The organism is Acidimicrobiales bacterium (assembly GCA_036270875.1).
Taxonomy (GTDB): domain Bacteria; phylum Actinomycetota; class Acidimicrobiia; order Acidimicrobiales; family AC-9; genus AC-9.
The window spans coordinates 1-14,515 of sequence record DATBBR010000131.1 but is presented as its reverse complement, the minus strand read 5'-3'; the positions used below and the strand labels follow the sequence as shown (position 1 = coordinate 14,515).

Below are 14,515 nucleotides of genomic sequence, written 5' to 3'. Positions count from 1 at the left end.
CCCGCACCGGCACCTTGAAGGCCGCCAGGTGCGCAGCCACGTGCTCGCGCAGGTCCTCCGCCCCGACGTCGGCACCGGGACGGATCTGCACCACCGCACCCACCTCCTCGCCGAGCACCGGGTGGGGAATGCCGATCACGGCAGCGTCGATGACGCCCGGATGCTCGAAGAGCACGGACTCGACCTCGACCGAGTAGACGTTCTCTCCTCCTCGGATGACCATGTCCTTGGCCCTGTCGACGATGTGCACGAACCCCTCCTCGTCGATCTCGGCCACGTCGCCGGTATGCAGCCATCCCTGGGTGAAGGTGGCGGCCGTCGCCTCCGGGTTGTCCCAGTAGCCGCGCACCACGTTGGGGCCCTTGACCCAGAGCTCTCCTGTCTCACCGGCCGCGAGGTCGATGCCGTCCTCACCGACGACCTTCACGTCGACCACGGGGACGGGTGGTCCGACGCTGTCGGGCTTGCGCTCGTAGTCCGATCCGCTGTTCATGGTCGTGAGCGAGGAGGTCTCCGTCAGGCCGTAGCCGTTGGAGGGATGGCCCGTCGGGAAGTGGGCCTTGATCCGCCGGACCAGCTCGGGCGGGGCGGGCGCGCCGCCGTAGCCGATGCTCCTGACGCTCGAGGTGTCGCGGCGGGAGAAGTCCGGCGAGTCCAGCACCTGCCACACCATCGCCGGGACCCCGCCGAAGGTCGTGATCCGTTCGCGCTCGATGAGCTCCAGGGCCCGCTCGGGGTCCCAGCGGCGCATGATGACCAGCTTGCCCCCGGCGGCCGTGTTCGCCACCAGCACCGAGTGACAGCCAGTGGCGTGGAACAGCGGCACGCTCAGCAGGTACGCGTTCTGTCCGCCACCATCGCCGGGCGCGGTACCGGCACGCAGGCCACCCTGCATGGCCACGAAGAACAGGCTCATGAGGTTGGTGCAGATGTTGCGGTGGGTCCCGACCGCTCCCTTGGGCCTGCCCGTCGTGCCCGATGTGTAGAAGATCGTGGCGTCGTCCTCGGGGCCGATGTCGACCTCGGGGAGAGCGGCGTCGCCAACCGGGGTACCGAGCAGTTCCTCGAAGCGGTCGTGCGCGGGCGCTACGGCGTCGTCCGCCCGGGCGACGATCACCTGCTCCAATCCGAGATCCCCGAGGTGGGGCGCAAGGCGTTCGGCCCGCTCGGCGTCGGCGAAGAGCAGCTTGGCGCCGGAGTCGTCGAGGGCGAACGCCAGCTCCGGCCCGGTCCACCAGGCGTTGAGGGGCACGACGACGGCACCAGCGGCGGCGGCTGCCCAGAAGGACAGGACCCATTCGGGGAAGTTGCGCATGGCGATGGCCACCCGGTCGCCCTTGCGCACCCCGTAGCGGTCGATGAGCGTCCGGGTGAGGGTGGCCGCGGCCAGGAAGTGCTCCTCGTAGGTGGTCCGCTCGTCCTCGTAGACCAGGTAGGTCGCGTCACCATGGCCCCGGGACAGCTCCAGGACGGCCCGCAACGTCGGCGGCGCGTGCTTCCACACCCGGGTCGGCACCCCGCGGATCACTTCCTCGCCGATCTCGAACATCTGCCCTGGAGCCGTGAGCGTGGCCGTGGCGTCGGCCAACGAGAGCGGCTCCTTCTGTGCGAGCGGATCTGTCATGCCGTGCTGAACCTCCCTGCGGGCCGGCCTCCCGGGCCGGCCGTACATTTCGGCCGGATCGGGGCTCCGGCGCAACCGTAGCCAACCGCTAGTGAGTCGCCAGGAGGGCGGCGCCTCGGCGCTGGATTGCCGAGAAGCCCAGATCGCCGGCGACGGCGCGCGCCTGCTCCGCCAGCGCCCAGGCCCGGGCGGCGTCGCCGGCACGGTCTCGGGCCAGCAGCATGCGAGCCCAGTCGAGGCGGGTGACGGCCAGCCAGTACACGGCGCCGATGTTGTCGTGGCGGCCGGCCGCGGCCGAGAAGTGGGTGTCCGCGTCGTCGTAGCGGCCCATGGTGCTGGCCAGGAGGCCGAGGTAGTAGGCGACCGAGCCGTACACGGCGCTACCGGCGAACGGGAGCTGGTCCTCGAACGGAGCCAGACGGTCGTAGAGGACCGCGGCCGGCTGGGCCATGCCGAGGTGGGCGCAGGCGGAGGCCAGCAGCGCCATCCCGACCAGCCACAGCGGGTCGTAGGGGAAGGCGGCGAAGGTGTCGCCGAGGTCCGGGACGAGCACGGCGGCAGCGTCGGCATCACGGTCGAGCTCGCAGTATGTGCCGGCCAGGTGAGCCCGCAGGCCCGGGATCCCGGGGTTGTCCGCCGTGACCTGGGCGAGCAGCTCGACGACCTCATCCAGTTGGCCCTGGTACCGGCGGATCTCACACAGCTGGCTGATGTAGAGCGGCTGGGCCTCGGGCTGCCCGCTGTCGTTGCCGATCTGGAGCGCCTCGCCCGCCAGCACCTCGGCCTCTTCGATCCGGCCGGCGAGGAGCGCCCGCCAGGAGCCGCTGAAGGCGACCGTGTAGCGCAGGAAGGACTGCCCGACGCGGTCGGCCAGCCCCTGCAGCTGCTCCAGATGGCGGTCGGCCTCCAGGAGATCCCCGCGCTCGGCGCAGGACCAGAGACAGAACCACGTGGCGTAGCCCCGCAGGACCGGGTCACCGAGCGCATCCGCCATCTGCAGGGCTTCTTCAGCCTGAGCGTGGCGTTCGTCGACGGTATCGGGGACGTTGAGGGTCGGAAAGCGCAGCGTCAGCACCCGGGTGAGAGTCGGCTTGTCGCCGATCCGCCGAGCCGCATCGAGGGCATGGTCGGCGAGAAGTCGTCGACCTTGCCAGTCGCCGCTGTAGGTAGCCTCGACCGCCTGCGTCGCCAACAGCAAAGCTGGCGCCGGGCCGTCGCACCCCGCCACTGCGTCGAGCGCGGCCCGCAGCACCGCTACCCGCTCGACGTCCACGACGCCCGTGGCGCTGTGGAAGCCGCGATTGTTGGCCAGGGCGGCCGCAACCAATCGGTCGCGGTCCCCGAGCTTTTGGGCGATCTCGGCTGCCTCCAGCAGGGTCTCCCGATGGGACGGCTCACCCGCTTGCCGCTGGGCCTCTCCGAGCCCAATGAGCAAGTCGCAGCGCCGCCTGGCATCCGCGTTTGGGCGAGCGCCGACCCCGCCGACCCCGCGAACCCCGCCGTCTCCGGCCAGGTCCAGGGCCCGGGTGAACCATCGCAGAGCCTCGTCGGGCGCCAGCTGGGCCATGGCGGCCTGGCCGGCCTGCTGGGCATAGGAGATGGCCCGTCCGGGATCGTCGAGGCGGGCCTCGGCCCACTGGTGGGCAAGGGCCCCGACGCGCCCACCCAGGTCGTCTCCGCACACGTCCTCGAGGGCCTCGGCGACGCGATGGTGCAGCCGTCGACGGCGGACACCGCTCAGGTCGTCGTAGAGGGTCCGCCTGATGAGGGCGTGCACGAAGCTGAAACCCTCTGTCGAGTCGGCCACCTCGACCAGCAGCGACGCCTCCACGGCCGCCTCGAGCGCTTCGATCAGCGCATCCTCCGGGACGTCGCTCAGCACGCGGCTGACGACGTCGAGGCCGAAGTCACGGCCGACGACGGCGCCCACTCTCAGTGCTCGGGCGGCCAGGTCCCCGAGGCGCGCCACCCGCTGCGCAACGACTTCGCGCACGCTGCCGGGCAGGCCCACCTGGCGGAGGTCGAGCGTCGAGGTCCAGTGGCCGTCCGTTTGCACGATCATCCCCGACTCGACCAGATGGCGAAGGATCTCCGCGGCGAAGAACGGGTTGCCGTCGGTCTCGCGGTGGAGCGCCCGAGCCAGCTCGCGGCCAGGCTGGTCCAGGCGGTGCCCGGCAGCCGACTCCATCAGCTCGATGAGCTCGGTCGCGGCCAGGCCCTCGAGGGTCAGCCGGTCGACGTTTGTCTCCCGACGGAGATCGGCGAGGACCGAGGTAAGCGAATGGGTCGCCGACAGGTCGGAGTCACGGTAAGTCCCGATGACGAGAAGCGCCATCGGCGTGTCGGAGGTCACCAGGTGCCTGAACAGTGACAGGGTCGGCTTGTCCGCCCAGTGCAGGTCGTCGAGGACCAGCACCAGTGGCGCGTCGCGGGACGCGGCGGCGAGAAGGGCGACGACGCTTCCGAACAGCATGGAGCGCTCGGCGTCGGCGTCGTCGGTCTGGGGCGGCGGCACACCAGCGATGCGGCGACGCAGCTCGGGCACGAGACGGGCAAGCTCACCACCATGCTCGGCCACGTGAGCGTCGAGCACCGACTCGGGGCTGTGGGCGACGTAATGCGTGAGGGCCTCGACGAACGGCTGGTAGGGCCGGCCGACGTCGGCGTCACAGCGCCCGTAAAGCACATCCGCGCCCGAGTCGCGCGCCGTGGTCGCCACCTCGGATGCCAGGGCCGTCTTGCCGATGCCGGGCTCACCTGACACGAGCACCACGCGACGCTGACGCGTTGCGACGTCTGCCGTACTGGCCAGCTTGGAGCGTTCGTGGCCCCGCCCGACGAAACCAGCCGGTGGGCGAACCGAGAGCCGTGTGGGCAGCGGTATGGCGCGGTCGGGCGGTGGGGTCCACGTCAGCTCGCAGGCGACGAGCGGCTCGGGCAGGCCGTCCAGCGCGAGGGGTCCGACGGGTTTGAAGGCGTGCCCCGAACGGGCGCCGGCGGCCATGCGGACCACCTCGGTCATGAGGACCTGGCCGCCGCTGGCCGCAGCGCACAGTCGAGCCGCCTCCACAACGGGCAGGCCGAAGTAGTCGTCGTCCTCTCTGGTGGCGTCGCCGGTGCTGATCCCGATGCGCACGCTCAGCTGCTCGCCGGCGCGCCGGTTGTGGACGGCGACGCCCCGCTGCATGGCGAGCGCGCAGTCGAGGGCGTCCGAGACGCTGACCGAGGCGACCATCAGCCCGTCGCCGAGGCTCTTGACCTCTCTGGCCCCCGATGTGGCGATCGAGCGTCGCAACAGCGTGAAGTGCGCACGGCGCAGCTCCTCGGCGGCGTCGCGGTCGAGGCGAAACGTAGCGGTAGTCGAGCCCACCATGTCCGTGAAGAGGATCGTCACCGTCTCGGTGGAGCCCACTTCGTACCCCTCGCGTTGCCTTCCCCCCAACGAGGATTGGATTCCCACGGTACTACTTCAGCCCGTCGGTATCATGAGGGAGCTGGCGAAGCGGAAGGGGAGGGGATGGAACCACCGACGGTCATCGTCCTCGGTGGGGGGGTGGCGGGGATGACCGCCGCCCACGAGCTCGCTGAACGCAGCTTCAGGGTCAGGGTCTACGAGCTTCGGGACGTCCCCGGCGGCAAGGCTCGCAGCATCTCCGTGCGCGGCTCGGGGGTGGGAGGGCGCACGGATCTCCCGGGCGAGCACGGTTTCCGGTTTTTCCCCGGCTTCTACCAGCACGTGCCGGACACCATGAAGCGGATCCCCTACGGAGGCCAGAGCAAGAGGGTCTTCGACAACCTGGTGCCCACCACTCGAGCCGCGTTCCTGCGCGAGGGGCAGCTCCCGATCGTCATCCCCGACGTCTTCCCGCGATCGCCACGTGACGTGCTCAGTGCCATGGTGCTGGCCCTCGGAGACCGCACTGGACTCTCGTCTGGCGATATGGCGCACTTCGCGAGCCGCATCGGCATCCTCCTGGGCAGTTGCGACGAGCGCCGGATCAACGAATGGGAGAACGTCGACTGGTGGGACTTCGTGGGCGCTGGCGGGCGCTCGGCTGCCTTCCAGTGCTTCCTGGCTGACGGCATCACCCGCCGCACCGTGGCCGCCCAGGCAGACACGGCCAGCGCCCGCACGATCGGCTACATCTTCATCGCCCTGGTCCACAGCCTGATGACCCCGGGCGGCCAGCTCGATCGGGTGCTCAACGGCCCGACGAGCTCGGTCTGGATCTCGCCGTGGCTCGAGCATCTCGAGCACCTGAAGGTCGACTACCACCTGAGCGCGGCGGTGTGCGCCATCAAGTGCGACGCACGCCGCATCACCGGCGTCGAGATTTCCGAAGGTGGGCGCAAGAGCACCGAGACCGCGGATTACTACGTCTCGGCCCTGCCGGTCGAGATCATGCGCGATCTCATCACCCCTGAGATGGTCGCGGCCGAGCCCGTTCTCGGTGACATTCGCCGGCTGGAGCTCAGCTGGATGAACGGGATCCAGTTCTACCTGGCGCACGACGTGCCAGTCGTCCACGGCCACGTGACCTACACCGACTCACCGTTCGCGCTGACTTCGATCTCCCAGCGGCAGTTCTGGCCCGGTGTCGACTTCTCCCGCATCGGCGACGGCAAGGTGCAGGGCATCCTGTCGGTCGACATCTCCGACTGGGACACACCCGGCATCGTCTACCATCGACCCGCGAACCTCCTGACCCCCCGGGAGATCAAGGACGAGGTCTGGGCCCAGCTCAAGGCCCATCTCAACCAGGACGGTCGGAGGCGACTCGACGACGCCGACCTGCGCAGGTGGTTCCTCGACCCCGACATCGTCGGTCCCAATCACGGGCGGAGGGACATCAACCTCGAGCCGCTCCTCGTGAACACGGCAGGGTCGTGGTCATGGCGACCCGAGGCCGACGTCAAGGGGATCCCCAACCTTTTCCTCGCGTCCGACTACGTCCGGACCAACACCGATCTGGCGACCATGGAAGGAGCGAACGAGGCTGCGCGCCGGGCCGTGAACGGGATCATCCGCGCCTCGGGCCACCGAGGGCGGGAGTGCCGGGTCTGGAAGCTGCCGCAGCTGCCCGGTTTCGGTCCCCTGCGGACTCTCGACCGGGCGAGGTACCAGCAGGGTCTCAGGAACCTGCCTTAGCCGCGACGCCGAGGTGCTCGCCGAAGAAGGCGAACATCCTTCGCCAGGCGTCCTCGGCCGCCGTCTCGTCGTAGCCCAGGTGCATCGGATCCGGCACGGGTACCCGGTCCATCCACCCCGGCTTGTTGTCGTACGACAGGAAGGAGTGCCCCACGCCCTCGTACACCTTGATGTCGTGCGGCACCCCAAGGGCCGCCAGGTGCTCCTCGAGCCGACGAGGCGCAGAACGCAGCGTTCGATCGAGGGCGCCGTAGCTGGCGACGACGGGGCAGATTCCTTCGAGCTGGGTTCGGTCCTTGGGCACGATGCCGTAGTTCACGCCGGCCGCGCCCACCCTGCCCCGCGCGCCGAAGGCGAGCGCAAAACCTCCCCCCAGGCAGAACCCGACCACGCCCACCCGGTCGCCGTCGGTGTCGGCTCGATCGGCGAGCGCCCGTCGGGTCGCTTCGATGTCGGCGAAGGCGCCTCCCTGCGTCCGGGTGGCCAGGTCGCGCATGGCCCGGGAGATGCACAGGGCCCGATTGCCGCCGTTGGAGTAGAGGTCGGGCGCCAGGGCCACATAGCCCTCGGTGGCGAAGCGCGCCGCATGACGCTTGATGTCGTTGTTGAGCCCGTACGCCTCGTGCAGGACGACCATGCCCGGGTGAGGCCCGTCGCCGTCGGGCAGCGCCAAGGCGCCCCGCAGCGAGCGCCCGCCGGGCGCGGGGATCGTGATGTCTGTGGTGGGCGGGAGCACGCTCATGGTTCGTAATCAGGTGCGCTGGACCCGGCGGCGTCGCCAGGCGGACTCGATGGCGGGCGGCGTGTAACCGGCATCGCCGGGCTCGATGTTCGTCCCCGGCGCCACGAGCTCGTCGATCCGGTCGAGCGCGTCGTCGCTCAGGGCTACGTCGGTGGCGCCCAGCTGGCCCTCGAGATGCTCCATGGTGCGGGGCCCGACGATCGCGGACGTGACCGCCGGGTGGACGAGCACGAAGGCCAGGGCCAGGTGCACCAGCGAGCACCCGGCCTCGGCCGCCACCTTGGCCAGCTCCTCCACGAGGTCGTGCTTGCGGCTGTTCTCAGCACGGTTGGGGTCGAAACGGCCGCCCATCCGCGCCGCTCGGGAGTCTCGCGGTGCTGCTTCACCGCGGCGGTAGCGGCCGGCGAGCCACCCGCCGTTGAGCGGGCTCCAGGCGATGACCCCCATGCCGTAGCGCTGGCAGGCGGGCAGCACCCCGCCCTCGATGCCGCGGGCCAGTATCGAGTACGGCGGCTGCTCGCAGCGGAAGCGCTCCCTGCCCCGCCGCTCGGCGACCCACTGGGCCTCGACGATCTCCTCGGCCGGGAAGGTCGAGCTGCCGATGGCCCGCACCTTGCCGGAATGGACGAGGTCGGAGAGAGCCGAGAGCGTCTCGTCTACGTCACACGACGGGTCGGGGCGGTGGGCCTGGTACAGGTCGATCCAATCGGTGCCCAGGCGACGGAGGCTGTTCTCGCACTCCTGCACGATCCAGCGTCGGGAGTTTCCCCGCTGATTGGCGTCCTCGCCCATCGGTGCGTGGAACTTGGTGGCCAGCACGACGTTGTCGCGTCGTCCGGCGAGCGCCTTGCCCACGATCTGCTCCGACTCCCCGTTGGAGTAGACGTCGGCGGTGTCGACGAAATTGATGCCGGCGTCGAGCCCGGCGTGGATGATCCGGACCGACTCGTCGTGGTCGGGGTTGCCCCAGGCCCCGAACATCATGGCCCCGAGGCACAGAGGGCTGACCTTGATGCCCGTGCCGCCGAGCGTGCGGTGGTCCATGGTTCTCCTTCCGACGGTGGCCGTCCCGCCCCTCAGGCGGACGCGGTGGAGTGTGCCTCTGATTCGATCACATACACCAGCCCGTCGCGGCCCTCGTAGCGGTGGGCCTCGCCTGTCAGCCGGAGGTGCTCGAGGTGGGCATACGTCTCGCTCTCGGCCATGTGGCCCCAACGCTCCCGGCGAAACAGCTCGTGGGAGAAGTCCGCCACCGTCGCTGGCCCGAGGGCAGCGGCGATGGCGCGGACGCGTTCGAGGCGCTCGACGTGATGCGCCTTGATCGCCGCGATCCTGCCGGCCAGATCGCCGAAGGGATGGCCGTGGGCCGGGAGGACATCAGTGACCTCACCCAGGGCCGCGACCTTGTCGAGGGAGGCGACGAAATCGGCCAGCGGGTCACGGCCGGACCCGATGCCGGCCACGTGCGGCGTGATGGTGGGCAGCACGTGGTCACCGGACAGCAGGACACCTCGCTCGGGGTCGAACAGGCAGATGTGGTCGAGGGTGTGACCGGGGGAGTGCACGGCGACCCACTCCCGGCCGGCGAGCCGCAGGACGTCACCGTCGCGGACGCGCCGGGTGGGTCGGGGCGCCACGAAGCCGGGGACGAGGCGGGTGCTCATGATCCGGAAGGCCAGGCGCTGTCGCCACGGGGGCTTGAACTTCTTGCCCCCCCAAGGCACGGGCTCGCCCCAGGGGTTCGGGCCGGAGTCGTCCGAGGTCTGCTCATTGCCGTCCGTGTCCGTCTCGTCGCGATGGACTCCGGGGCCGTCGTCGGTGCACGGCTCCGACTCGGATCTCGTCGACCAGGTGCGGAAGCTGGCGTGCGACACCAGCTCGGCCCCCGCCTCCTGGGCCAGACGCCCCGCCCCCCCGAAGTGATCCGGATGGGAGTGGGTGACGATCACGGTGTGCACGTCGCTGATCCGAAGCTCGGCCGCCTGGAGTCGGCGCTGGAGCGCCCGCCAGGACGAGGGACCGGGGACACCCGGATCTATGACGGCCGCCCCCCGCTCGTCGACGAGCGCATAGCAGTTGACGTGGCCGAGCCCCGGCATGCTGATGGGAAGTTGCATGCGGAGCACGTTCGGCGCCACCTCGCTGACCGTCTCAGCGGCGGGCTCCTGCTCCTGCTTGCGGGCTCGCTCCATGACCTCACCCTAGTGGCTCCACGGCTGTCGCTTGACTGGCCGGTCAAGAGAGGCGTGCGTATCAGGTGGGGCGAAAAATGGCGGAGCGGTAGTACGCCAGCTCGGCCACGCTCTCCCTGATGTCTTCCAGCGCCCGGTGCCCCGAGGCCTTCTCCGGGGCAGCGGCGAAGGCTTCCGGGTACCAGCGCCGACACAGCTCCTTCACCGTGGACACGTCGATGGAGCGGTAGTGGAGGTGGTTGTCGATCGCCGGGAGGTAGGCGGCCAGGAACCTCCGGTCGGTGCCGATCGAGTTACCGCACAGGGGAGCTGTGCCGGGCTCGGGCACGTGGCGGCGGATGAAATCGAGCGTCCGGGCGCCGGCCTCCTCGAGGGTGACGGACGAGGCCTCGATCTCGGCCCGGAGGCCGCTGCGCTCGTGCATGCTCCGGACGGGCTCCACCATCGCCGCCAGGGCCTCTGGCGGCGCCGCCACGACCAGGTCAGGACCCTCCTCGACTATCGACAGCTGGTCGTCGGTGACTAGAGTGGCCACCTCGACTATCACGTGACGGGTGGGATCGAGACCCGTCATCTCCAGGTCCATCCAGACCAGCACGGCCGCATCGTAGGTCGAAGATCCAGACTCGTGGTTTGCTGGGGCGTGCTGCGGGTAGCGTGGTGCGACCGGGGGCCGATCGCGGGAGCCGGCGCGGGGCGCCGGCTCGAGAGCACAGGCTGACAGCGATTCGACAACATGAGAGGACGACCGAGAGCCGATGACCGAGCAAGCTGCCGAGCGACCCCGGTTCGCCATCGTGATGCGGGGCTACGACCGGGATCAGGTCGATGCGTACCTCGCCGAGTACGAGAGATGGGCTGGTGACGCCCAGTCGCACATAGAGGCGGGGGAAGCCCGGCTGGCTGCCGCGGCACGCCGTGTCCACAGCCTCGAGTCAAAGGTTGCCGACCTCGAGGAGCGCTCGGGGGACTCCCTGCCGCCCTCGGTCCGGTCGCTGGGTGAGCGGGCCGAGCAGATCCTGCGAGAGGCCTGGGACGCCGCTCAGGAGCTACGGAGCAACATCGTGTCCGAGGCCGAGGAGGAGCGAGAGAAGGCCCGCAATGCCTCTGACGAGCTGGTGGCTGCAGCTGAGGGGCAGGCAGCCGAGATCGCCGAGGACGCCCGCCATCAGCGCGATGAGGCCGGCCAAGAGGTCGAGCGGGCCCGCAAGCAGGTCGAGCAGTTCATCAAGGAGGCCGAGGAGGGAGCCGAGGAGCGGGCCCAGGCGGTTTGGGACGAAGCCCAGGTTCAGCTGTCGGAGGCCCGCAAGGAATTGGATCGCCTCGAGGAGCAGCGCCGCGCCACGCTCGGCGAGCTGGCTCGCCTGCGCGAGCTGCTCGAGGGTGTGATCGGCGGCGGCAACGGCCCGCGCGGCCCGGGTGCGGCGGTTCCGCCCAGCGGCGATGCCGATGGCCCAGCGGATGCGACAAGGGAGACGCCGCGCGTCGAGTCTGACGCCGCGACCGATGAGACCCGTGAGGTCGACTCGGGGGGCACGAAGAAGCGGATCCAGCAGGTGTCCGACGACACCGCCGAGCAGGCGCCGGCGCGTCAGCGCCGGCCAGACGGGAATCGCCGTCCAGCCACCAAGAGCGCCTGAGGCCGGCGCTCTGGGCCGGCCGCCGGCCGCCGGTGGTGGCCGAGGTGGGCGGCGGTAGGGTCGGAGCGTGATCGACGTGGCCGTCAGGCGGCTCGACCCTGAGCTACCCCTTCCGACCTACGCCCGGACCGGCGATGCCGGCGCCGATCTGGTGGCGCGCGAGGACGCCACGCTGGGCTCAGGCGGGGGTCGAGCCCTGGTGCCGACCGGCGTCGCGATGGCCATTCCCGAGGGATATGCCGGGTTCGTCCAGCCCCGCAGCGGGCTGGCCCTCACCCACGGGGTGACCTGCCTCAACACGCCGGGCCTGATCGACGCCGGCTACCGCGACGAGATCCGGGTCCTGCTCGTCAACACCGACCCCGGCACCGTCTACCGCGTGCGCCGTGGTGACCGCATCGCCCAACTGGTGATCCAGCGGGTCGAGGCGGCGGGGTTCCGGCCGGTCGAGGAGCTGCCGCAGACCGAGCGCGGCAGGGGCGGCTTCGGGCACACGGGCCGCTGAGGATCCGAGGAGCGGCGCCGTGCCCGAGCTCCCCGAAGTGGAGGCCCTCGTGCAGTTTCTGGACGACCGCCTCAGGGGCCAGACGATCGCCAGGGTGGAGCTGGGCGCCATCTCGGCGCTGAAGACCTTCGACCCGCCGCTCGACGCGCTGAACGGTAGGGACATCGCCGGGGTCGGTCGGCGTGGCAAGTACCTGCTCTTCGAGACCGCCTCCGCGGGCACCTCCGACTCGCTCTGGCTGGTGCTGCACCTGGCGCGGGGCGGATGGGTCCGATGGCGCGACAAACTGCCAACGTCCTTGGTCAAGCCCGGGAGGGGACCGCTGGCCCTGCGGACGCGCCTCGCCACGGGCGCCGGCTTCGAGGTGACCGAGGCGGGCACGGAGAAGCGGCTAGCGCTCTGGGTCGTGCGGTCGCCCAAGGAGGTCGAGCCATTGGCTCGGCTGGGCCCCGAAGCGCTCGACCCCGCCTTCGACGTGGGCGCCCTGGAGACGGCCCTGGCAAAGGGAACGACGCTCAAGGGCGCCCTCACGGACCAGGAGGCCATCGCCGGGATCGGCAACGCCTACTCGGACGAGGTGCTGCACGTAGCCAGGTTGTCGCCGTTCAAGCCCGCGGCCAAGCTCACCCGACCGGAGCTGGAGCGGCTGTTCGACGCATTGGTGCAGGTGCTGACGGAGGCGGTCGAGCGATCGTCGGGACTGCCCGCAGCGGGGCTCAAGGCCGAGAAGCGGGCCGGCATGCGCGTGCACGGCCGTACCGGCCAGCCCTGCCCGGTCTGCGGCGATCGCGTCCGGCAGGTGGCCTTCGCAACCAAGTCGCTGCAGTACTGCCCGACGTGCCAGACCGGCGGCCGACCCCTCGCCGATCGCCGGCTGTCCCGCCTACTCAAGTAAGATCCCGAAGCTGCGATCCAGTTTGGGGGAGGTTCACCGGTATGCAGCGCCTGAGCGGCCTCGATGCCACCTTCTTGTACATGGAGACGTCACACATGCATATGCATGTGGCGTCGACATGCGTCTTCGATCCGACCGACGTGCCCGGCGGGTACTCGTTCGACAGGGTCCGGGCCATGGTGGAGAACCGTCTCCCCCTGGTGCCGCCCTTCCGGCGCCGACTGGTGCAGGTGCCGTTCGCCCTCCACCATCCGCTCTGGATCGAGGACCCTGACTTCGATCTCGACTACCACCTGCGTCGGGCGTGCTTGCCGTCTCCGGGTGGCCATCGGGAGCTCGCCGACTTCGCCGCCGATTTCATCGGCCGACCACTCGACCGCAGCAGGCCGCTGTGGGAGATGTACGTCGTCGAGGGCCTCGAGGGCGGCCTGGTCTCGGTCGTGACGAAGACCCACCACGCCGCCATCGACGGCGTGTCGGGCGAGGAGCTGACCGTCAACCTGCTCGACCTGCAGCCCGAGCCCGTCGTCGTGCCGTCTCCCGACCCTCCGTGGCGCCCGGACAGGATCCCCACTGACTTCGAGCTGGTTGGCTGGGCACTGTACTCACTGTCCCGTCAGCCTCTCGCCGCTGCGAAGGCGCTGCGCCGCACGATGACCACCGCCCTCAACTTGCGCCGGCGGAACCGTCTGCCTGGCGCCGCGCCTCCGCCCGCGCCCTTCAGTGCTCCCCGGACCTCCTTGAACACCGCCATCACTCCCCATCGCCGGTTCGCGTTTGCCGAGGTGTCACTCGACGACGTGAAGATGGTGAAGAATGCCCTCGGGGGGACCGTGAACGACGTGGTGCTGGCGGTCTGCTCCGGCGCTCTGCGACGCTACCTTTCCGAGCGGGGAGAGGAGCCGGAGTCGTCGCTCGTGGCCATGGTGCCGATATCGGTGCGGGCCAAGGGCGAGCAGGGCCCGATGGGGAACCAGGTGACGGCCATGCTCGTCTCATTGGCCAGCACCATCGACGACCCCGTGGAGCGCCTCCGCGCCATCAGCAGCGGCGTCACTCTGGCCAAGGACCAGGACAAGGCCATCGGCGCCGACACGCTCACCAACTGGGCCGAGTTCGCCGCTCCGGCGGTGGCAGCTCGAGCAGCGCGACTCGTCTCGAACATGCGGGTCTTCGATCGGCTCAGGCCGCTGTTCAACGTCGTGATCTCCAACGTGCCCGGTCCCAACGTGCCCCTGTACTCGGTGGGTGCCCGCATGGTGGCGATCTACCCGATGGGGCCGGTGGCCGAGGGGGTCGGGCTCAACATCACGGTGATGAGCTACATGGGCTCGATGTACTTCGGTCTCGTCGCCGGCAGGGAAGCCGTTCCCGCCGTCGACGCCATCTCCCGGTACATCGTGGACGCCCTGGAGGAGCTCAAGAAGCCCGCCGACCGCGCCATGGCCGCCGTCAACCGGCCAGTCCGTGCGCCCCGACGGCCGGCCAACCAGAGCGGCGCGAGAAGGAGATCAACAGGCCGGTCCTGATAGGATCGAACGCCACGCGGACGTGGCTCAGTTGGTAGAGCATCACCTTGCCAAGGTGAGGGTCGCGGGTTCGAGTCCCGTCGTCCGCTCCAAGGAGCCGAGGCACTGTATCAACCCGACGGTAGCTCTGGCCAGCTACAGAGCGGCTGGGAATGTATGCCTCGCCTCTGAAGCCGCAAGCACCTTGGCAGTAGATCCTGTATCTCCTTGTCAGTAGATCGGTCTACCGACGCGGCTGC

Annotated in this window: 11 protein-coding genes and 1 tRNA gene; 6 read left to right on the top strand and 6 right to left on the bottom strand. The window is 70.0% G+C overall.

Annotated elements, in window-relative coordinates:
* The coding region (locus tag VH112_12885) for a class I adenylate-forming enzyme family protein (protein HEX4541128.1) at positions 1–1,624 on the bottom strand (1,624 nt) is incomplete at its 3' end.
* An 88-nt stretch (positions 1,625–1,712) separates the two neighbouring features.
* Complete coding sequence (locus VH112_12880) at positions 1,713–5,036, bottom strand: AAA family ATPase (protein HEX4541127.1); 3,324 nt, start codon at positions 5,034–5,036, stop codon at positions 1,713–1,715.
* Between the two features lie 105 nt (positions 5,037–5,141).
* Between VH112_12880 and VH112_12875 the strand changes: the two genes are divergently transcribed.
* The gene (locus tag VH112_12875; GenBank protein HEX4541126.1) at positions 5,142–6,773 is read left to right on the top strand and encodes an FAD-dependent oxidoreductase; all 1,632 of its coding nucleotides are present in this window, start codon (positions 5,142–5,144) and stop codon (positions 6,771–6,773) included.
* Here VH112_12875 and VH112_12870 read toward each other — a convergent pair.
* The 4 genes from VH112_12870 to orn all read right to left on the bottom strand — a co-directional run bounded on the left by VH112_12870 (position 6,757) and on the right by orn (position 10,305).
* On the bottom strand, positions 6,757–7,515 hold the full coding sequence (locus tag VH112_12870) for a dienelactone hydrolase family protein (protein ID HEX4541125.1): 759 nt from the start codon (positions 7,513–7,515) through the stop codon (positions 6,757–6,759). The two genes, VH112_12875 and VH112_12870, sit on opposite strands and share 17 nt — an antisense overlap.
* Before the next feature lie 9 nt (positions 7,516–7,524).
* The gene (locus tag VH112_12865) at positions 7,525–8,559 is read right to left on the bottom strand and encodes an aldo/keto reductase (GenBank protein HEX4541124.1); all 1,035 of its coding nucleotides are present in this window, start codon (positions 8,557–8,559) and stop codon (positions 7,525–7,527) included.
* Between the two features lie 32 nt (positions 8,560–8,591).
* Entirely contained in the window at positions 8,592–9,707 is a 1,116-nt protein-coding gene (locus VH112_12860; protein ID HEX4541123.1) for an MBL fold metallo-hydrolase, read from the bottom strand.
* Between the two features lie 61 nt (positions 9,708–9,768).
* Positions 9,769–10,305: an oligoribonuclease gene (gene orn / locus VH112_12855; protein ID HEX4541122.1), complete on the bottom strand. Its 537-nt coding sequence runs from the start codon at positions 10,303–10,305 to the stop codon at positions 9,769–9,771.
* 160 nt (positions 10,306–10,465) lie between these two features.
* Between orn and VH112_12850 the strand changes: the two genes are divergently transcribed.
* The 5 genes from VH112_12850 (at position 10,466) to VH112_12830 (ending at position 14,368) form a co-directional block, all read left to right on the top strand.
* Positions 10,466–11,347: a DivIVA domain-containing protein gene (locus VH112_12850; GenBank protein HEX4541121.1), complete on the top strand. Its 882-nt coding sequence runs from the start codon at positions 10,466–10,468 to the stop codon at positions 11,345–11,347.
* Between the two features lie 67 nt (positions 11,348–11,414).
* A complete protein-coding gene (gene dut, locus VH112_12845) occupies positions 11,415–11,852 on the top strand; it encodes a dUTP diphosphatase (protein ID HEX4541120.1) in 438 nt (145 codons plus the stop codon).
* 19 nt (positions 11,853–11,871) lie between these two features.
* Positions 11,872–12,747: a DNA-formamidopyrimidine glycosylase family protein gene (locus VH112_12840; protein ID HEX4541119.1), complete on the top strand. Its 876-nt coding sequence runs from the start codon at positions 11,872–11,874 to the stop codon at positions 12,745–12,747.
* Between the two features lie 41 nt (positions 12,748–12,788).
* The gene (locus tag VH112_12835) at positions 12,789–14,276 is read left to right on the top strand and encodes a wax ester/triacylglycerol synthase family O-acyltransferase (protein ID HEX4541118.1); all 1,488 of its coding nucleotides are present in this window, start codon (positions 12,789–12,791) and stop codon (positions 14,274–14,276) included.
* A 16-nt stretch (positions 14,277–14,292) separates the two neighbouring features.
* A tRNA-Gly gene (locus VH112_12830) sits at positions 14,293–14,368 on the top strand.
* Positions 14,369–14,515 lie beyond the last annotated feature (147 nt).

Excerpts from the sequence above, each read along its gene's own strand:
- VH112_12875 (HEX4541126.1), top strand. The coding sequence starts at position 5,142 with ATGGAACCACCGACGGTCATCGTCCTCGGTGGGGGGGTGGCGGGGATG.
- VH112_12870 (HEX4541125.1), bottom strand. The coding sequence starts at position 7,515 with ATGAGCGTGCTCCCGCCCACCACAGACATCACGATCCCCGCGCCCGGC.
- VH112_12865 (HEX4541124.1), bottom strand. The coding sequence starts at position 8,559 with ATGGACCACCGCACGCTCGGCGGCACGGGCATCAAGGTCAGCCCTCTG.
- VH112_12860 (HEX4541123.1), bottom strand. The coding sequence starts at position 9,707 with ATGGAGCGAGCCCGCAAGCAGGAGCAGGAGCCCGCCGCTGAGACGGTC.
- VH112_12850 (HEX4541121.1), top strand. The coding sequence starts at position 10,466 with ATGACCGAGCAAGCTGCCGAGCGACCCCGGTTCGCCATCGTGATGCGG.
- VH112_12835 (HEX4541118.1), top strand. The coding sequence starts at position 12,789 with ATGCAGCGCCTGAGCGGCCTCGATGCCACCTTCTTGTACATGGAGACG.